This is a genomic window from Trinickia sp., assembly GCF_051953405.1.
Taxonomy (GTDB): domain Bacteria; phylum Pseudomonadota; class Gammaproteobacteria; order Burkholderiales; family Burkholderiaceae; genus Trinickia.
The window spans coordinates 25547-44009 of the sequence record NZ_JBQCIV010000034.1; the positions used below are offsets into that span (position 1 = coordinate 25547).

The 18463-nt window shown below is 64.0% G+C and carries 17 protein-coding genes; 11 read left to right on the forward strand and 6 right to left on the reverse strand.

Translation table 11 applies throughout. The annotated features are described in order from the left end of the window. Positions 1–33: 33 nt before the first annotated feature. Complete coding sequence (locus ACTHN9_RS05905) at positions 34–936, reverse strand: LysR substrate-binding domain-containing protein (RefSeq protein ID WP_440535818.1); 903 nt, start codon at positions 934–936, stop codon at positions 34–36. A 118-nt stretch (positions 937–1054) separates the two neighbouring features. On the opposite strand from ACTHN9_RS05905, the gene ACTHN9_RS05910 reads away from it, so the two are divergent. Next, the gene (locus tag ACTHN9_RS05910) at positions 1055–1450 is read left to right on the forward strand and encodes a GFA family protein (protein ID WP_440535819.1); all 396 of its coding nucleotides are present in this window, start codon (positions 1055–1057) and stop codon (positions 1448–1450) included. A 280-nt stretch (positions 1451–1730) separates the two neighbouring features. Here the strand turns inward: ACTHN9_RS05910 and ACTHN9_RS05915 are convergent, their stop codons facing one another. Beyond that, positions 1731–3020, reverse strand: a complete 1290-nt coding sequence (locus tag ACTHN9_RS05915) for a glycosyltransferase (protein WP_440535820.1) — start codon at positions 3018–3020, stop codon at positions 1731–1733. 101 nt (positions 3021–3121) lie between these two features. Here ACTHN9_RS05915 and ACTHN9_RS05920 point away from each other — a divergent pair, with 101 nt between their 5' ends. Both ACTHN9_RS05920 and ettA read left to right on the forward strand, forming a co-directional pair. Then, complete coding sequence (locus ACTHN9_RS05920; protein WP_440535821.1) at positions 3122–3784, forward strand: TetR/AcrR family transcriptional regulator; 663 nt, start codon at positions 3122–3124, stop codon at positions 3782–3784. 97 nt (positions 3785–3881) lie between these two features. Then, positions 3882–5549, forward strand: a complete 1668-nt coding sequence (gene ettA, locus ACTHN9_RS05925) for an energy-dependent translational throttle protein EttA (protein ID WP_440535822.1) — start codon at positions 3882–3884, stop codon at positions 5547–5549. 71 nt (positions 5550–5620) lie between these two features. On the opposite strand, the gene ACTHN9_RS05930 is transcribed toward ettA, so the two are convergent. From ACTHN9_RS05930 to ACTHN9_RS05940, 3 genes are read right to left on the reverse strand one after another with little or no spacing between them, the layout of a single operon-like run. Continuing rightward, positions 5621–6250 carry an HAD family hydrolase gene (locus ACTHN9_RS05930; RefSeq protein ID WP_440535823.1) on the reverse strand — a complete coding sequence of 210 codons (630 nt, stop codon included), beginning with the start codon at positions 6248–6250 and terminating at the stop codon, positions 5621–5623. A gap of 38 nt (positions 6251–6288) precedes the next feature. Next, positions 6289–8124 (reverse strand): aminopeptidase P family protein, encoded by a 1836-nt coding sequence (locus ACTHN9_RS05935; RefSeq protein ID WP_440535824.1) that lies wholly within the window; start codon positions 8122–8124, stop codon positions 6289–6291. A 14-nt stretch (positions 8125–8138) separates the two neighbouring features. Further along, positions 8139–8393 (reverse strand): hypothetical protein, encoded by a 255-nt coding sequence (locus ACTHN9_RS05940; RefSeq protein ID WP_440535835.1) that lies wholly within the window; start codon positions 8391–8393, stop codon positions 8139–8141. A gap of 380 nt (positions 8394–8773) precedes the next feature. Between ACTHN9_RS05940 and hemA the strand changes: the two genes are divergently transcribed. The 8 genes from hemA (at position 8774) to ACTHN9_RS05980 (ending at position 17263) form a co-directional block, all read left to right on the forward strand. Further along, positions 8774–10075 carry a glutamyl-tRNA reductase gene (gene hemA / locus ACTHN9_RS05945; protein WP_440535825.1) on the forward strand — a complete coding sequence of 434 codons (1302 nt, stop codon included), beginning with the start codon at positions 8774–8776 and terminating at the stop codon, positions 10073–10075. Between the two features lie 84 nt (positions 10076–10159). After that, positions 10160–11242, forward strand: a complete 1083-nt coding sequence (prfA, locus tag ACTHN9_RS05950) for a peptide chain release factor 1 (RefSeq protein WP_440535826.1) — start codon at positions 10160–10162, stop codon at positions 11240–11242. Between the two features lie 27 nt (positions 11243–11269). Further along, on the forward strand, positions 11270–12133 hold the full coding sequence (gene prmC / locus ACTHN9_RS05955) for a peptide chain release factor N(5)-glutamine methyltransferase (RefSeq protein ID WP_440535827.1): 864 nt from the start codon (positions 11270–11272) through the stop codon (positions 12131–12133). 172 nt (positions 12134–12305) lie between these two features. Beyond that, positions 12306–14387 carry a PAS domain S-box protein gene (locus tag ACTHN9_RS05960; RefSeq protein WP_440535828.1) on the forward strand — a complete coding sequence of 694 codons (2082 nt, stop codon included), beginning with the start codon at positions 12306–12308 and terminating at the stop codon, positions 14385–14387. Between the two features lie 84 nt (positions 14388–14471). Further along, positions 14472–14783: a Grx4 family monothiol glutaredoxin gene (grxD, locus tag ACTHN9_RS05965; RefSeq protein ID WP_440535829.1), complete on the forward strand. Its 312-nt coding sequence runs from the start codon at positions 14472–14474 to the stop codon at positions 14781–14783. Positions 14784–14844: 61 nt separating this feature from the next. Then, complete coding sequence (locus ACTHN9_RS05970; RefSeq protein WP_440535830.1) at positions 14845–15441, forward strand: UbiX family flavin prenyltransferase; 597 nt, start codon at positions 14845–14847, stop codon at positions 15439–15441. Between the two features lie 175 nt (positions 15442–15616). Continuing rightward, positions 15617–16399, forward strand: coding sequence for a DODA-type extradiol aromatic ring-opening family dioxygenase (locus ACTHN9_RS05975; RefSeq protein ID WP_440535831.1), 783 nt, complete (start codon positions 15617–15619; stop codon positions 16397–16399). Between the two features lie 582 nt (positions 16400–16981). Beyond that, the gene (locus tag ACTHN9_RS05980; RefSeq protein ID WP_440535832.1) at positions 16982–17263 is read left to right on the forward strand and encodes a hypothetical protein; all 282 of its coding nucleotides are present in this window, start codon (positions 16982–16984) and stop codon (positions 17261–17263) included. 145 nt (positions 17264–17408) lie between these two features. On the opposite strand, the gene ACTHN9_RS05985 is transcribed toward ACTHN9_RS05980, so the two are convergent. Next, positions 17409–18463 (reverse strand): APC family permease (locus ACTHN9_RS05985; RefSeq protein WP_440535833.1); only part of this gene is annotated, 1055 nt, incomplete at its 5' end.

An 18463-nucleotide genomic window follows, 5' to 3' on the forward strand; every position in this document is an offset into this window, starting at 1 on the left:
CGATTCCAGCGGGGCTCGATTGAACTCGACCGACTACCGAGTCGAGTTCATCTTGCCGGCAAGAAATTTCACGAACGCCTCGACCTTTTTCGGGTGATGGCGAGGCTTCGGGAAAACCGCGTAGATGCCCGGCAGCGACGAAGCAGGGATCCCATCGTACGCTTCCAACACGCGAACCAGCTCCCCGCTGCGCAACTGTCGGTCAACGAGCCAGTTCGGCTGCCGCGTAATCCCCATACCAGCCTGTGCCCAAGCAATCAGCGCGTGCGACTCGTTACTTGAAAACGCGCCGCGCACCGGGATCGCAATCGTTTCGCCATTCACGCAATACTGCCATGACGACGCTTGGGGTTCATGGCGATAAATCAAACATCGATGCTGTTGCAGTTCGGCGGGATGTTGGGGAGCGCCATACGATCTCAAATAGGACAGACTTGCGCATGTCAAGCGCTTGTACGTCGCGAGGCGTCGAGCAGCGAAGCCGCAGTCTCCGGGGTGCCCTGCCCGAATGGCAAGATCGAAACCATTGGCAACCAGGTCCATCGGCCGATCATTCACTTGCAAATCAAGACCGATTTTCGGGAAGCTTTCGTGGAACTCATGAAGGTAGGGGTACACGAAGGTCAGCGCTACACCAAGCGGCAGCGTCAAACGCAATTCGCCGCGTAGATCCGACGTGAGGCTGCGGACGGCTTCTTCCGCCTCCTGCGACTGCTCGACGATACGCTTTGCGTGCTGATACCAGACCCTGCCTGCTTCGGTAATAGCAATCCGGCGGGTAGTCCGATCGAGCAATCGCGCGTTCAACCGTTTCTCCAAGCCTGCGAGCGCACCAGTCACTGTCGCGGGCGCGAGTCCTAGCACGCGCGCCGCCTGCGCCATACTTCCAGAGTCCACGATCTGGCAGAACACCCGCATGCTGATTAGCTGATCCATAGCCGATTATTTGGGAAACGTGAAGGATCCATTTTTGGATGACCACTTTATCAGACCGGTTGCTGCCCTTACGATGCGATCCGGTTGGCGATCAAATCCTTATTCTTGCGAGTAACTCATGACTCATAGCGGTAGTTGTCTCTGCGGACGCGTCAAGTATCGGATCAACGGCCCGTTGACCGATGTCCTGAATTGCCATTGTTCGATGTGTCGAAAGCTTCATGCTTCGGCCTTCCGCACGAGAGCCAAAGTGGCGACGAAGGATTGGGAATGGGTATCGGGAGAGGACACGGTCAAGTTTTACGAATCGTCGCCCGGCGAGCACAAGGGTTTTTGCAGCGAATGCGGCTCGAGCCTGCTGACTCGCTTCGACAACAACACCGAGATAATCGGCTTCCCGCTTGGGACCCTCGACACCGATCCCGGCGTGAAAGCCACGCGCCATGTTTTCGTCGGCAGCAAGGCACCGTGGTACGACATCACGGATACGCTTGCGCAGCACGTCGAATACTGACGACGGAAACTGCCTAACAGGCCGCCATCGTGGGTTTGCTCAACGATGATGCGACGAAGCGCGCATAGGGCTCCGCAAGTGACGCGTACAAGATCTTCGCCAAGATGCTGGACAAGAAGCGCCCACCCGACGATTGGGGCTCCCTTCTGGCAGAGGCGATCGGCACATCGGAAAGGCTGGCTCAATCGATGAGTCGAATGCTCTGAATAGCAAAGCTCGCGCGGCCCCCAATCACGCTGGCCCCTCATTACGCGCAATGAACGGCGACAGGCATTGCCCCCTAAGCATGCGCATTCACGGGACAAATCCCCACCGCCCGGAGTTCTCGCCCCGCAGCTGCCAGCCGCTCGAGCGCCGCAACCGCCGTGCGTAATCCATCCTCTTCCCGCATCGCCGCGCCCAGTTCTTGCGCACGCGAGCGCGTCGCCCCCTGCGCAGCGAAATCGATCGCGCGCGCAAACGCCGCCCCCGTAGGCGCATTGCCATCGACCGCCGCCGCCGCGACACCGAGCCGATGCAGCCGATCCGCCCAAAACGACTGATCGCCGGCGAACGGCACCACCACCGACGGCTTGCCTGCGCGCGTCGCCGAATGCGTCGTTCCCGCCCCACCGTGATGAACGACGAGCGACACGCGCGGAAAGAGCCACGCATGCGGCGTATCGCCGATCACATGGAAGTTCGACGGCAAGCCCGACGTATCGGCCCCGCTCCACCCCGGATAGAAGAGCGCCCGCCGTCCGCCGATCGCCTCGATCAACGCTCGCATCAATCGTTCGTTATCGAACCCGGCCATGCTGCCGAAGCCCACGTAGATCGGCGCTTCGCCAGCCTCGAGAAATGCTGCGAGCGCAGCGGGCGGAGCCCAATCGGCGAGCCCCTCGTCCGGTGCCGTCCATTGCCCGCAAACATACGCCTGCTCGGGCCAATCCGCCGGCCGAGGCAGCAACGCGCGCGAAACGCCGTACAGGATCGGGTGATCGGTCCAGTTGCGCCGGCGCGGCGCCAGCGCGCAAACGTCCACGCGCGCGGCATTCGTCGCCCGTCGAAACGACCGCCAGATCAAATCGTTGACGAACGTATGGCTTCCGCGATTCAGAAAGCCCGGCACGACGCCCGGACGCAAGAACGGCGAAGCGAACTCGCGGGTTGGCGTGATCGGAATCATCGATGCCCCGATCGCCGGAATACGCAGACACTCGGCCACCGACAATCCCACGAAAGAAGCGAGCGCCGACATGATGACGGCATCGCTGCCCTCGGCCGCGGTCTTCACTTCGCGCATCCAAGCCGCCGTGCTGGCGTTCGCGATCGACGCCAGCGCTTTCGCCGCCGCTTGCGCCCCACTGCGTTTGCCGACGACCGCCCCCAACGATTCGCCCGGCGCCAAGGCCCGCCGGATATCGCCCGATAGCGGCGCGCAGGGCACCCCAAGCGAGCGAGCCGCATGCAGCGTCGCGCGGTCCGCCAGCAGTTGCGCCTCGTGGCCCGCGTCCATCAGCGCACGACAAAGTTCGGCCAAGGGACGCGTATCGCCTTCTGTCCCGTACGTCGCTACGGTAAATTTCATGCTTTCGCCGCCGGTCCACTTATCGCGGGCCGCGCCATTGAACACAAAAGAATACGTCGTATATTAATGCACAACGTGCATTCTTTCAGAGAATACCGCGCATGACAACTGTCGAAGAAACCGGACGCCGGGAGCGTAAGCGTTTGCAGATGGTCGCCCATCTGGTCGGCGTGGCCGGACGTCTGTTCGAGACCCAGCCTTACGACAGCGTCACGATGGAGCAAATCGCGCTAGAGGCGGACGTGGCCAAGCGTACGCTCTACAACCACTTTCCGACGAAGGAGGCGTTGCTCACGCATTGGTTGGAGGCGGAACTGAAGCGCGATCTCGAACGGCTGCTGCCGGAATTGAAGAAGCGGCGCGGCTTCGCGCAGCGCGTATCGGTCGAACTCGATGCGTCGGCCAATTGGTGCCAACGGCATCCCGCGCACTTAGCCGCCTATTTGCGCCACCGCTTTCTCTCGATGGGCGACGCGCCGCCGCAAACGCCCGCCCCATCCGCCCCATCCGCCCCATCCGCCGATAGAGGCGACATCGCCCTGCTCTGGCGAACGCTGATCGCCGACGCCCAAGCCGACGGGGAAATCACGGACCGTTTCTCCGTCAAGCAACTGACGACGTGGTTCCATCATCTGTATTTGGGCACCCTCATGCGCTGGCTCATGGAGCCGACGATCGCGCTACGCGAGGAGTTCGCGCAGATGGTGGCGCTCTTCATGGCGGGGGCCGGAAAACACCCGCCCCCGAACCGATTGATAAAATGACGCGTTAGCCGGAGATGCGCTCGCGCATCTCACCTCCCCTTTACCCGCACGCCGCCTCGTTCGCGAAGGCGGCAGCTCGTTTCGCGTACTCAAGCACATGGCCCAATACGTCTTCACCATGAACCGGGTCGGCAAAATCGTGCCGCCCAAGCGTCAGATCCTGAAGGACATTTCGCTGTCCTTCTTCCCCGGCGCCAAGATCGGCGTGCTCGGCCTCAACGGTTCGGGCAAGTCCACGCTGATTCGCATCATGGCCGGCGTCGATCGCGACATCGAAGGCGAAGCCACGCCGATGCCGAATCTGAACATCGGCTATCTGCCGCAAGAGCCGCAGCTCGATCCCGAAAAGACCGTCCGCGAAGCCGTCGAGGAAGGTCTCGGCGATGTCTTCCAAGCGCAGAAGAAGCTCGACGAAATCTATGCGGCCTACGCCGAACCCGATGCCGATTTCGACGCGCTCGCCGCGGAACAAGCCAAGTACGAGGCGATCCTCGCGGCCAGCGACGGCGGCAGCCCCGAGCAACAGCTCGAAGTGGCCGCCGACGCACTGCGTCTGCCGGCGTGGGATGCGAAAATCGCCCACCTGTCCGGTGGCGAAAAGCGCCGCGTCGCGCTGTGCAAGCTCCTGCTCGAAAAACCCGACATGCTGCTGCTCGACGAGCCGACCAACCACCTCGACGCCGAATCGGTCGAATGGCTCGAACAGTTTCTGACGCGCTTTCCGGGCACCGTCGTCGCCGTCACGCACGACCGCTACTTCCTCGACAACGCCGCCGAATGGATTCTCGAACTCGACCGCGGCCACGGCATCCCCTGGAAGGGGAACTACAGCAGTTGGCTCGATCAGAAGGAAGACCGACTGAAGCAAGAAGAAGCCTCCGAGTCGGCGCGCCAAAAGGCCATCAAGAAAGAACTGGAATGGGTTCGCCAAAACCCGAAAGGGCGCCAGGCGAAATCGAAGGCGCGTATCGCTCGCTTCGAGGAACTGTCGAGCCAGGATTACCAAGAGCGCAACGAGACCCAGGAAATCTTCATCCCCGTGGGCGACCGCCTCGGCAATGAAGTGGTCGAGTTCAAGAACGTCAGCAAGGCCTATGGCGATCGTCTGTTGATCGACAATCTGAGCTTCAAGGTGCCGCCGGGCGCGATCGTCGGCATCATCGGCCCGAACGGCGCCGGTAAATCGACGCTGTTCCGCATGCTGACGGGCCGCGAAACGCCCGATTCGGGCGAAATCGTCATGGGGCCGACGGTCAAGCTCGCCTATGTCGATCAAAGCCGCGACGCGCTCGACGGCAGCAAGACGGTGTTCGAAGAGATCTCGGGCGGCGCCGACGTCCTGACGGTGGGCAAGTATGAAACGCCCTCGCGCGCCTATATCGGCCGCTTCAACTTCAAGGGCGGCGATCAGCAAAAGAACGTCGGCAATCTCTCGGGCGGCGAGCGCGGCCGGCTGCATCTGGCCAAGACGCTGATCGCCGGCGGCAATATGCTGCTGCTGGACGAGCCGTCGAACGATCTCGACGTCGAAACGCTGCGCGCGCTCGAAGACGCCCTGCTCGAATTCGCGGGCTCGGTGATGGTGATCTCGCACGATCGCTGGTTCCTCGACCGCATCGCCACGCACATCCTGGCCTTCGAGGGCGACTCGCAAGCCGTCTTCTTCGACGGCAACTACCAGGAGTATGAGGCCGATAAGCGCAAGCGGCTCGGAGAAGAAGCGGCGAAACCGAAGCGCCTGCGCTACAAGCCGATCACGCGCTGATCGGCCTCGGGCGCTGCCTCGGCGCTATCACGGCGCCGGCATCGGCCGCACCGGCATCGCGCCGGTGCGGATCAATCCCCGAAGGCGATACCGAGTTCGCGCAATCGGGCCTCGGTCGCCGCGACGCTCGTATGGTGAATGCCATGCCAGCCCGCGCGAGCGGCCGCATGGGCGTTGTTCGCGTTATCGTCGATGAACACGATTTCGCTCGGCGCAATGCCGGGCAGATGCCGGCCGATGCGCTCGAACATCTCCGCATAAATGCGCGGATCGGGTTTCACGAGTTTCACGCGGCCCGATACGACGATGTCGCGAAAGCGGCGCAGGACGTCGAAGCGCTCCCAGGCATACGGGAACGTCTCGTCCGACCAGTTCGTCAACCCGAACAGCGGCACGCCGGCGGCTTCGAGCTTGCCGACGAGCGCCTCCGCCTCGGCGAACACCCCGCCGATCATCTCGTGCCAACGGCCATAGAACGCCCGGATCCGCTCGGCTTCATGCGGAAAGCGGGCGATCAGCTCTTCGGTGCCGGTAGCGATCGATTGCCCGCCGTCTTGCCGCACCACCCAATCCATCGTGCACACTTCCGTCAGGAAGCGCCGCCGCTCGTTAGCATCGGGAATCAACTGGCGATAAAGATAGTCGGGGTTCCAATCGATCAGCACCCCACCGAAATCGAAGACGACAACCCTCGGTTTCATCACGTTCGTTCCTTTTTATCGTGCGAGTGTGAGTTCGATCAAATCGGTCGAGTGCGCGCGTCGAGCCACGCCTTGGCGGCACCGTCCACCAGCGGCGAGACGCGCGAGCGCACCGTCTCGTGGTAGGCATTCAACCAGGCCCGCTCGTCCTCGCGCAGCAGCGAAAGTTCGACGCAGCGCGTATCGATCGGACACAGCGTCAACGTCTCGAAAGCGAGAAAGGCGCCGAACGGCGTGTCGCCGTCGGCACGGCTCAGCACCAGGTTTTCGATGCGCACGCCCCACTGCCCCGGCCGATAAACGCCGGGCTCGACCGACGTGATCATGCCGGCTGCCATCGCCGTGTACGGCTCGGCCGGCGCGTAGTGCGATATGACCTGCGGCCCCTCGTGCACGTTCAGAAAATAGCCGACCCCGTGGCCCGTGCCGTGACCGTAGTCCAGGCCGGCTTCCCACATCGGCGCGCGCGCAATCGCATCGAGCATCGGGCTGCGGATCCCGGTGGGAAAGCGCGCCCGCGACAAGGCAATCATGCCCTTGAGGACGATCGTGAAGTCGCGTTTGTGCGCATCGGACACCGTGCCGACCGGCACGACGCGCGTAATGTCGGTCGTCCCCGTCAGATATTGGCCGCCCGAATCGATCAGCAGAAGCCCATCGCCCTCGATCGTCGCGTGGGCACGCGACGTTGCGCGATAGTGCGGCATCGCGCCGTTCGCGTTGAAGCCGGCGATCGTTGCGAAGCTCGGCGAAACGAAGCCGGGCCGGCGCGCACGCGCGGCCGTCAACTGCTCGTCGATGGTAAGTTCGGTGATCGTCTCCTGCCCGAGTGCCGCCTCGAACCACGAGAAGAATTCCGCCAGCGCCGCGCCGTCTTGCTCCATCGTGCGCCGCACGCGCTCGGCTTGTTCGGGTATCTTGCGCGACTTGGCGAAGGTGGACGGGTTCACGGCTTCGACGATCGTCACCGACGCGGGCACCGCTTCGCGCAGCCCAACCGTCACTCGCCGTGCGTCGATCAGCAACGTCGAACCCGAGGGCAGTGCCGCGAGCGCCGCACGCGCTTGCTCGTAGGGCGCTAGCCGAATGCCATCGCGCGCGAGCGAGCTGGCGATCTCGGCCGGCACCTTGTCCGTCCCGACAAAGAGCGTCGCTTCATCGAGCCCGACGAGCACGTGCGCGACGAACACCGGATTGAAGTTGACGTCCGCGCCACGCAGATTCGTGAGCCAGGCAACGTCGTCCAGCGTCGAAACGAAATGCCACTGCGCGCCGCTTTCGCACATCGCCGCTCGCACGTGAGCGAGCTTCTCCCCTCTTGCGACACACGCGTCCGTCAGCGCATGTTCGAACACGGGGCTGTCCGGCAGCACCGGGCGATCGGTCCACACCGCTTCGAGCAGATCCAACTCGGTCACGAGCGCGATCCCACGCGCACCCAATGCCGCTTGAAGCGTGCGCGCGGCGGCCAGACCGAGCACGTTGCCATCCGCACCGACGCGCTCGCCCGCGGCCAGGCGCTGCGCGAGCCACTCCACATGGGCTTGCGCCTGCGCGCCGCCCGTCATTTTCATGAGTTCGATGCCGGTCCCGGCAAGCTGCGATTCGGCCTGAACCCAATAGCGGCTATCGGCCCACACACCGGCGAAATCGTGCGTGACGACGAGCGTGCCGGCCGAGCCGGTGAAGCCCGAGAGCCATTGGCGCGCCTGCCAGCGCCGCGGCAAATACTCGGATAAATGCGGATCCGAGGACGGTACGACGTAAGCGGCGAGCCCGGCGCCGGCCATCGCCTCGCGCAGGCGAGCCAAGCGATCCGCGCTCGGTGGCTGGGATCCGCCGAGCCCGCTGGCATGGGAAACACGATCGTTCATCAGAACACCTGAGTTCATCGGCGAGGGGAAAGCCCCACCGCCACGGCAACGGCGATCAGCGCCAGGCCCGTACAAACGGGCCATTCGAGCGTTTCGCCGTCGTGAAAAAGACCCGAAACATCGCCGGCCATCTTGGCCGCGGCTGCGGCCAGGATGCCCGCGATTAGGGCGACGGACACGCGCGCGCGGCTTGCGCGGCGCAGCGGATGAAACCACCAGCCCGCCAATCCGACGGCGAACCCCAAGACGATCACGCCCGGCCAGCCCATCAAGACCTGCCCGCGGCGTGCCCCGCCCATGGCATGGCGGGCACTGCGCCACGAAGGAAACCGCGAAATCGCATGGTGAGTCTCTTATTGTCTCTATTTAAGAAGATCCGACGTGACCTCGCACGTCGGCATCGAAACGCCCCGCCGGCCGGGGTACGGCGACCGAGCCGGACCCGCGAAACGCGCCTTGCACGGGCGAAGCGGGCGAGTGTAGAGGCGCCGCCCACCGACCGCAACTCGCGCTGGCGGCCGGCCCTGCCCCATTTTTCGACGGCGCGCGGGCGCGCACGTGCCCGGCGAGCCTCGGGGTGGAACCGCTATAATAACCGGCTGAAATATCAGCGCCGCCCGGTGACGGGGCGGACACGGCACCCCCACGTATGCAACTGCTCACGATCGGAATCAACCACCACACGGCGCCCGTCGCGTTGCGCGAACGCGTGGCGTTTCCGCTCGAGCAATTGAAGCCGGCTCTGGACGCGTTCCAGGGGATATGGCGAGGGCGCGCGTCGCTCTCCGCCCCCGAAGCGGCGATTCTGTCCACGTGCAACCGCACCGAACTGTACTGCGCCACCGACGATCGCGCCGCGCGCGACGCTGCGCTGCAATGGCTGTCGAGCTACCACGGGCTATCGGTGGACGAACTCGCCCCCCACGTCTACGCCCTGCCGCAATCGGAAGCGGTGCGCCACGCGTTCCGGGTCGCCTCGGGCCTCGACTCGATGGTGCTCGGCGAAACGCAAATCCTCGGACAGATGAAGAACGCCGTGCGCTCGGCGTCCGAGGCAGGGGCGCTCGGCACCTATCTGAACCAGCTCTTTCAGCGCACGTTCGCCGTCGCCAAGGAAGTGCGCGGCAATACGGCCGTCGGCGCGCAATCGGTGTCGATGGCGGCGGCCGCCGTGCGGCTGGCGCAACGGATCTTCGACAAAATCTCGAGCCAGCGCGTGCTGTTCATCGGCGCGGGCGAGATGATCGAGCTGTGCGCGACGCACTTCGCGGCGCAAGAGCCCCGGGAACTCGCCATCGCCAACCGCACGATCGAGCGCGGCGCCAAATTGGCGGAGCGCCTTGGCGGCCGCGCGATGCCGCTCTCGGATCTGCCGGCGCGCATGCACGAGTTCGACATCATCGTCTCGTGCACGGCGTCGACCTTGCCGATCATCGGCCTGGGCGCCGTCGAACGTGCGGTCAAGGCACGCCGCCGCCGTCCGATTTTCATGGTCGATCTGGCTGTGCCGCGCGATATCGAGCCCGAAGTGGCCGAGCTGCAAGACGTCTTCCTCTATACGGTCGACGATCTGGGAGCGATCGTGCGCGAAGGCAACGCCTCGCGCCAAGCGGCCGTCGCTCAAGCCGAGGCGATCATCGAGACGCGCGTGCAGAGCTTCATGCAATGGCTCGACACGCGCAGCGTCGTGCCGGTGATCCGGCACATGCACACGCAGGCCGACCTGCTGCGCCGAGCCGAACTCGAACGCGCGATGAAAATGCTGTCGCGCGGCGACGATCCCGCCGCGGTGCTCGAAGCGCTGTCGCAATCGCTGACGAACAAGCTCATTCACGGCCCGACGCACGCACTGAACCGCGCGGGCAGCGACGAACGGGCGACGCTCGTCGAACTGCTCGGCGGCTTCTACGGCCACGCCAAGCCGGGCAATCCCGATTCGTCCGAGCATTAGCGGCGCCCCCCGCGCTCGGGTGCACGTCGTGCGCCCTCCTCGCTTCATTCTTCCACTATCTTTTCGGGGAGCCTCGCTCCGCACATGAAAACGAGCATGCAACACAAGCTCGACCAGCTCACGACGCGGCTGGCCGAACTGAACGACCTCCTGAGCCGAAGCGACGTCACGGCTAATCTCGATCAGTACCGCAAGCTCACCCGCGAGCACGCCGAAATCGGCCCCGTCGTCGAGCATTACGCACACTGGCGCCAGGCGCGGCTCGATGCCGCGACGGCCCAAGAGCTGCTGTCGGACGCGTCGATGCGCGAGTTCGCCGAGGAAGAAGTGCGGGCATCGCGCGACCGAATGACGCAGTTCGAAGAAGATCTGCGCAAGATGCTACTGCCCAAGGATCCGAACGACGAGCGCAACATCTTCCTCGAAATCCGCGCCGGCACGGGCGGGGACGAATCGGCGCTGTTCGCGGGCGATCTGCTGCGCATGTACCTTCGCTATGCCGAGCGCCAGCGTTGGCTGGTCGAGATGATGTCGGAGAGCGCCTCCGATCTGGGCGGCTACAAGGAAGTCATCGTTCGGATCGCCGGCCAAGGCGCGTATTCGCGGCTCAAGTTCGAATCGGGCGGCCACCGCGTCCAACGCGTGCCGGCCACCGAGACGCAAGGCCGGATCCATACCTCGGCGTGCACCGTGGCCGTCATGCCCGAAGCCGATGAGATCGGCGAAGTCGAGATCAATCCGGCCGATTTGCGGATCGACACGTTCCGTGCGTCGGGGGCCGGCGGCCAGCACATCAACAAGACCGATTCGGCCGTGCGGGTGACGCACTTGCCCACGGGGATTGTGGTCGAGTGCCAGGACGACCGCTCGCAGCACAAGAACAAAGATCGCGCGCTGAAGGTGCTCGCGGCGCGCATCAAGGACAAGCAGTACCAGGAGCAGCATGTGAAGGAAGCGGCCACGCGCAAGAGCCTGGTCGGCTCGGGCGATCGCTCCGAGCGCATCCGCACCTACAACTTCCCGCAAGGGCGGCTGACCGACCATCGGATCAACCTGACGCTCTACAAGCTCGACGCGATCATGGACGGCGACCTCGACGAACTGATCGCCGCGCTCGTCAGCGAGCATCAAGCGGAACTGCTGGCCTCGCTCGGCGACGCCGACTGAGCCCGCCCTCCGATCTCGCGTGCGTTCATGACGTCCGGCCCCGCTACTTCCCGCGTTACGGTTAGCGCATTGTTGCGCGCCTCGCCGCTGCCCACGCTCGAGGCGCGCGTGCTGCTGTGTCACGCACTGGGCTGGCGGCGCACCGAACTCATCACGCGCGACGACGAGCCGCTCGATGCCGGCGCGGTGGCGACCTTTCGTGCTCTACAGACGCGGCGCGCCGAGGGTGAGCCGATCGCGCAGCTCGTCGGCGTGCGCGAGTTCTTTGGCCTCGCCTTCAATGTCACGCCGGACGTCCTGATCCCGCGCCCGGAAACGGAACTGCTCGTCGAAACGGCACTGGCCGCCCTCGAATCGAAGGCACACCCGCACGTGCTCGATTTAGGGACGGGTAGCGGCGCGATCGCCGTCGCCATCGCCTCGGCGCGGCCCGACGCGCGCGTTTGGGCCGTGGACCGCTCGGCCGCGGCGCTCGCGGTAGCCGCACGCAACGCGGCCAAGCTGCTCGATCCGGCGCGTCCGGGCGGCCCTTTGACCTGGCTGCAAGGCGACTGGTACGGCGCCCTCGCCGGTTGCGCGGCGCCCGAATTCGATGTCGTCGTCAGCAATCCGCCCTACATCGCCGCGGGCGACCCGCATCTGGCCGAAGGCGATCTGCGCTTCGAGCCGCGCGGCGCCCTCACGGACGAATCGGACGGACTCTCGGCCATTCGCGCCATCGTACGGGGTGCGGGCCCATTTCTCGCTAAAAGCGCTCAGGTATGGATCGAGCACGGCTACGATCAGGCCCATCATGTTCGCAACCTGTTGGCGGCATCCGGCTTTGCGAATGTGCGCTCGCTCAAGGATCTCGCAGGCATCGAGCGCACGACCGGCGGCACGCGCGTATAACCGGCCGGGCGCGTCCCGGCCCGGTGCAGTGCGTCCACCGGCGCATTCCCATCGGTCCGATCTGCATCTAACATAGTTGGATGCATGGTTGGCACTGTTATGATGAACCTTCGCCTGTGCGCGGCCGGACTCGTTCAGGCGCATCTCAATCGAACTTCAAGCGGAGCCCACGGTGAAGTGTCCCTTGCCGCCGACCAGCGAGCCTTTGATCGTTCGCGATACCGAGCTTCGCCCGGATGACGCGCCCGATGTCAGGCGAAGCAAGTTCGCGCGCATCGCGCTGAAAGAGATTTCGTCGTTCGTCGCTTTAGTGAGCCCGGACGGCACGGTGCTCGAATGCAACCGCGACGACCTCGGCGCGCTGTTGCAGCCGCAGGCCGAACTGATCGGCGGCCCACTCGCCGATGCATTCCCGAGCGCCGCCGACGAGCCACGTTTGCGCGACACGCTTCGACGCACCCTCGCGCGAGCCGCGGCGGGCGAGACCGTGCGGTTCGATTTGAATCTGCCTTCGATTGCGCCAGGCAATCCTTCCGTCATCCTGGATGCCACCGTGCGCCCGGTGCGCGACGATGCCGGACGAATCGCATTCGTGTTACTGGAAGCGCACGAGGCTACGCAGCAGCGCCACGACGAAGCCGCGCTGCGCGTCAGCCGCGAGCAGGCGCATCGCGGCCAAGAAGCATCCATCCGGCTGCAGGAGTCGGAGCAGCGGTTTCGGCTGCTGGTGGACAGCGTGGTCGATTACGCCATCTTCATGCTCGACGTCGACGGCTATGTCACGAGCTGGAACCCGGGGGCTCAACGCATCAAAGGCTACCGGGCCGACGAAATCATCGGCCAGCATTTCTCGCGCTTTTATACCGAGGAAGACCGGCGCAACAGCGTGCCGCAATCGGTCCTGGCGCGCGCCGCTCGCGTCGGCAAGTTCGAGGGCGAAGGCTGGCGCGTGCGCAAGGACGGTTCGCGGTTTTGGGCCAACGTGCTGCTCGATGCGATCGTCGGGCCGGGGGGCGAAGTCATCGGCTTCGCCAAGGTCACCCGCGATCTGACCGAAAAACGCAACGTCGAAGCTCAACTGCGCCAGTCGCAAAAGATGGAAGCAATCGGCCAATTGACCGGCGGCATTGCGCACGATTTCAACAATTTGCTGCAAGTGGTGATCGGCAGCCTCGAAGGGCTCCAGCGGCGTGTCGGCGGTTTCGAGCACTTGCCGCACGCCGCGGACATGACGCGCTTCGTCGAAAACGCGCTGCGCGGCGCCGAGCGGGCTGCCAATCTCACGCGTCGTCTGCTCGCTTTCTCGCGGCGCCAAGCGCTCGATGCGAAGCCGACCGACGTCGCCAAGCTCGTCTCGGGCATGTCGGAATTGCTTCGTCGAACGCTCGGCGAAGCGATCTCGATCGAAACCGTCAATGTGCCCGAACTCTGGCGCGTGTCGGTCGATGCGAACCAGCTCGAAAGTGCGCTGCTCAACCTCGCCGTCAATGCGCGCGATGCCATGCCCGCCGGCGGCAAACTGACCATCGAGACGGCCCATTGCGTGCTCGACGAATTGTACGTCTCGCGTTTCGAGGGGCTCAGCGCCGGCCAGTACGTCATGATCGCCGTGAGCGATACCGGCACCGGCATGACGAAAGACGTGCTCGAGCGCGCCATGGAGCCGTTTTTCACGACGAAGGACGTGGGCCAGGGTACCGGCCTCGGGCTCAGCCAGGTCTACGGGTTCGTCAAGCAATCGGGCGGACACATGCGCATTTACAGCGAAGTGGACGAAGGCACGACGATCAAACTCTTCTTGCCGCGCTTGGCCGGCGACGCCGCCGAGGATGACCGAGTAGAGAACCGGCCCGTGCCGGCCAGCCGCGTCGGCGAAACGATCCTCGTGGTTGAAGACGACGAAAACGTGCGGACGGCGACGAGCGACATGCTGCGCGAACTCGGCTACCAGGTCGTGACGGCGGAGGACGGCGCCAGCGCGCTGCGCCTCGTCGGCGAACGGCCCGAAATCCGCCTATTGTTTACGGACGTCGGGCTCCCCGGCGGCATGAACGGTCGGCAGCTCGCCGACGCCGTGCGCACGGGCCGCCCCAACCTGCCGGTGCTGTTCACGACGGGCTACGCGCGCAATGCGATCGTCCACCACGGCCGGCTCGATCCCGGCATCAACTTGCTGCCGAAGCCGTTCACGTATGCCGAGTTGGCGGACAAATTGAGCCGAATGCTCGCCGACGCGCCCGGTGCGCCGCGGTAGCGCATCGGCTGACGGCAGCGAAATCCGCTATCATTGCCCTCTAATTTTTCCGTTTTGCGCGTCGCGCGCAGCACAAGGTCAGTTATGGATACGCAACAACGCATCAAGCAAATCGTCGACGAAAACGCCGTCGTCCTGTTCATGAAGGGCAACGCGCAGTTTCCGATGTGCGGTTTTTCGGGCCGCGCCGTCCAAATCCTGAAGGCATGCGGCGTCGATCAGTTCAAGACCGTCAACGTGCTCGAAGACGAAGAAGTGCGTCAAGGCATCAAGGAATTCTCGAACTGGCCGACCATCCCCCAGCTGTATGTGAAGGGCGAATTCGTCGGCGGTTCGGACATCATGATGGAGATGTACCAATCGGGCGAGCTGCAGCAATTGTTCGCTTCGGCCTGAGCCGAACGCACGGCGCGGCCGGCGGCTCGCCGGCGCGCTCGCATTCTCTTACGGTTCCGCCATGTCTTTCGCCAGGGTGCCGCCGCGCCGGCTAATCGTCGCCATCACCGGTGCCACCGGCTCGGTCTACGGCGTACGTCTGCTCGAAACGATGCGGCGCATCGAAGGGCTCGAAACGCACCTCGTCGTGTCCAGCGCCGGTTGGCTCAATCTTCAGCATGAACTCGGGTTGACGAAGGACGACCTCTATCCGCTGGCGGATGTCGTCCATAGCGTGCGCGACGTGGGCGCGAGCATCGCATCGGGCTCGTTCGCGACGGACGGCATGATCGTCGCGCCGTGTTCGATGAAAACCTTGGCCAGCGTCGCCCACGGCCTGTCCGATAACCTGATCGCACGCGCCGCGGACGTCACGCTCAAGGAGCGTCGGCGCCTGGTCCTGCTGGCGCGCGAGACGCCGCTCAATCTCGCGCATCTGCGCAATATGACGGCCGTCACCGAAATGGGCGGAGTGATCTTCCCGCCCCTACCCGCGTTCTACAACCGGCCGACGACAATCGATCAAATGGTCGACGATACCGTCGCGCGGGTGCTCGACATGTTCGCGCTCGGTCCCGCGCTAGCGGCCGCTTGGCAGGGGCTACGCGGCGAGGCGTGAGAAACGCCGGCCCGGGTGCGGGTTGCGGGTTGCTAGCCGGATCGGACGTTATCGCCACGGTCGCAACCAGCGCGACACGATCCCTTTCCTGAAAGCGGGTTTCGCGCCCCTGGGCGTCGGCATATAGTCTTCCGACATTGCCCCTACTCGTTTGCGCTTGCGCGTTTCTCACACCATGTCCCGACTGCCCTCGCTCTTCTTGTCCCACGGCGCACCGACGCTGCCGATCGACCCTACGATGCCGTCGGGCGCGTTCACGGCGCTGGGTGCTCGCTTGCCGCGTCCGCGCGCGATCTTGATGCTCTCGGCGCACTGGGGAACGGATATGCCCGTGGCCAGCACCGCCGAGGCGCCCGAGACGATCCACGATTTCTACGGCTTTCCGCGCGCGTTGTACGAGCTGCGCTATCCGGCGCCGGGGGCGCCCGACGTCGCTCGGGCCGCGGCCGGTCTGCTCGATGGCGCGGGTATTCGGACGACTACACAGCCCCACGGGCTGGATCACGGTGCTTGGGTGCCGTTGTTGCTGATGTACCCGCAAGCCGATATCCCGGTTGCGCAGTTGTCGATTCAGCCGCATCGCGATCCGGCGCATCACTACGCCGTCGGACGGGCGGTGCGGCCGTTGGCCGACGATGGCGTGCTGATTGTCGGCTCGGGGCAAATCACCCACAACCTGCGGGCGGCCGATTTCGGCGCCAAGCCGGAGGATGCGGATCCGCGCGTGGCCGAATTCACGGATTGGTTCGAGACGCGACTGGGCGAACGGGATCTCGATGCGTTGCTCGACTATCGAGTGCGGGCACCCCACGCCGCGTTCATGCATCCGACCGATGAACACTTGCTGCCGGTATTCGCGTCGCTCGGTGCAGCGAGCGACGATTACGCGCTCGACATTCAATCGCTCGGGACGTTTCAGCGCGCGTTGGCTATGACGAACTATGTGTTTGAGGGCTGATTCATACATCGACGACGTCCGTCGCCAGGATGAGGTCCGATTTTTCGCGCGTTCGATAGCGTTCGTCTGCGGCGAACGCTAGTCTCACCACTACTATCCCCCAAGGACGCGGACGAACGCTGTGTTGAACGGATCGGTGCCCGAAGATTGCAATCTCAGCGAGGGATGGCCTAGACCATGAGGCACATCATTTCACTCTCGGTACTCGCGTGCCTTCTCGGGTGCCACTCGGGCGATCGACGAAACATGCAAGACCGCGCTTTAAACGAAATAACGGCTGCGATGGAGACTGCGAGTTCGTCTGTGATCGTTGCGCCAGTGGGATCGTCCGCACAGCGCGCGTTGTTCGAACAGAATTTGATCGAACAAAACGCAACGTATCTAGTGTTATCTGCCTCATCCGAAGAACTGAACCTGCTTCAAGAGCTTCGCGCTCTCATCCCCACGGTTTCCAATCATCAGTCTCTCGGATCGGTGGAATTGGACAGAATCATGGCGCAAACGTCGGAACTCAAAAGGATTGGAGCCTCTGTCATAGGCTTGCTGCCTGACGCCGGTAGACGAGCATCGGTTCTTTTTAGCTTGCCCACAGGCAAGCTCGGGATGCTCGCCGTATGGGATTACAAGGCCGATCAAGGCAAGATGTATACGATGCAGGAAGCGCTAACCTTCGAAGTCGCGAAAAGGCCGGCCGTGCTATCGCTGTCCGAGAGTGCGACCGATCCGAGGCGCCTTTGGACAGTCGGGTGGAATACGGACGCCGAACACTACTCGCTGTACCTCGAGGACACGAAGGCTGCCACCGGGGGAACCGATTGGAATCCCGACTCGATCCGAGCATTCGCGGAGAAATTGACGCAATGATCGCCGCAGGCTAAACCGCGCGCCGATCGCCCCTTTCAGTGAAGCGCACCGCCTAAAGCAAAAAAACCCCGCCTGACTCACCGTCAGACGGGGCTTTGCGCATTTGGGCCCTCGCCCGCGTACTAGCCGCGGGCGATGCACCGTGTTAAACGCCGACGCCTTCGAGGATATCTTCCTCGGATTCGCGTTCGTCGAGGTAGCTCGTACGATAGCCGGTGCTCACGCCCCAGAAGTAGAAGCCCAACGAGATCAGCGCGACGACGAGCAGGTCCCAGCCGTAAGGCAGGTAGCCCAAGCCGCCGAACTGCTTGCTGCCGATGACCGAGAGAACGGCCATCGTCGGCAGGTAGGCGACGAGCCACCAAGCGGCCTTCAAATCGCGCCCCCAGCCGCTGAAACCCGACTTGGCCTGGTAGTAGAAGTAGACCGGCAGCGCGACGACCATCAGCAAGATGATCTCGCCCGTCAGCGGCCACTTCGCCCAGTACAGCACGAGCGATGCGCAAACGAACGCGAACGGTGCGATCAGGTTCATGAGCGGCAGCTGCAGCGGACGCTCGATATCGCGAGCCGTGCGGCGCAAGGCCATCAAGCTGATCGGCCCCGTCAGATACGAGATGACGGTCGCCACCGAGATGACGGCAGCCAGCGAACTCCAGCCGCGGAAGAAGAACATGAAGATGAACGACACGAGCAGGTTGAACCACATCGCGTTGCGCGGCACGCCGTAGAACGGGTGCACGTTGCCGAACATCTTAGGCAGCGTGTTATTGCGCTCCATCGCGTAGATCATGCGCGTGGTGGTGGCCATGTACGTCGTACCCGTGCCGCTCGGGCTCACGAAGGCGTCGACGTACAGCAAGATGGCGAGCCAGTTCAGGTTCAGCGCCAGGGCCAGTTCGGCGAACGGCGAAGCGAAGTTGAAGTGGCTCCAGCCCTTCATGACATCGGCCGGACTGACCGCGCCGATATAGGCGATCTGCAGCAGCACGTAGATCACGAGCGCGAGCAGAATCGAACCGATCACGGCGAACGGCACGCTCTTCGACGGGTTGCGCGCTTCGCCCGCGAGGTTCACGGGGCTTTGGAAGCCGTTGAAGCTGAACACGATGCCGCTCGTGGCGACTGCCGTGAACACGGCGGACCAGCCATACGGCGCGAACGAACTCGTGGTGCCGAAGTTCTCGCTATGAAAGCCCG

What these genes read in the sequence shown, in the direction of transcription:
- ACTHN9_RS05935 (WP_440535824.1), bottom strand. Translation starts at nt 8,124, where the DNA reads ATGAACGATCGTGTTTCCCATGCCAGCGGGCTCGGCGGATCCCAGCCA.
- ACTHN9_RS05905 (WP_440535818.1), bottom strand. Translation starts at nt 936, where the DNA reads ATGGATCAGCTAATCAGCATGCGGGTGTTCTGCCAGATCGTGGACTCT.
- ACTHN9_RS05915 (WP_440535820.1), bottom strand. Translation starts at nt 3,020, where the DNA reads ATGAAATTTACCGTAGCGACGTACGGGACAGAAGGCGATACGCGTCCC.
- ACTHN9_RS05920 (WP_440535821.1), top strand. Translation starts at nt 3,122, where the DNA reads ATGACAACTGTCGAAGAAACCGGACGCCGGGAGCGTAAGCGTTTGCAG.
- ettA (WP_440535822.1), top strand. Translation starts at nt 3,882, where the DNA reads ATGGCCCAATACGTCTTCACCATGAACCGGGTCGGCAAAATCGTGCCG.
- prfA (WP_440535826.1), top strand. Translation starts at nt 10,160, where the DNA reads ATGAAAACGAGCATGCAACACAAGCTCGACCAGCTCACGACGCGGCTG.
- grxD (WP_440535829.1), top strand. Translation starts at nt 14,472, where the DNA reads ATGGATACGCAACAACGCATCAAGCAAATCGTCGACGAAAACGCCGTC.
- hemA (WP_440535825.1), top strand. Translation starts at nt 8,774, where the DNA reads ATGCAACTGCTCACGATCGGAATCAACCACCACACGGCGCCCGTCGCG.
- ACTHN9_RS05970 (WP_440535830.1), top strand. Translation starts at nt 14,845, where the DNA reads ATGTCTTTCGCCAGGGTGCCGCCGCGCCGGCTAATCGTCGCCATCACC.
- prmC (WP_440535827.1), top strand. Translation starts at nt 11,270, where the DNA reads ATGACGTCCGGCCCCGCTACTTCCCGCGTTACGGTTAGCGCATTGTTG.
- ACTHN9_RS05940 (WP_440535835.1), bottom strand. Translation starts at nt 8,393, where the DNA reads ATGGGCTGGCCGGGCGTGATCGTCTTGGGGTTCGCCGTCGGATTGGCG.
- ACTHN9_RS05975 (WP_440535831.1), top strand. Translation starts at nt 15,617, where the DNA reads ATGTCCCGACTGCCCTCGCTCTTCTTGTCCCACGGCGCACCGACGCTG.
- ACTHN9_RS05910 (WP_440535819.1), top strand. Translation starts at nt 1,055, where the DNA reads ATGACTCATAGCGGTAGTTGTCTCTGCGGACGCGTCAAGTATCGGATC.
- ACTHN9_RS05930 (WP_440535823.1), bottom strand. Translation starts at nt 6,250, where the DNA reads ATGAAACCGAGGGTTGTCGTCTTCGATTTCGGTGGGGTGCTGATCGAT.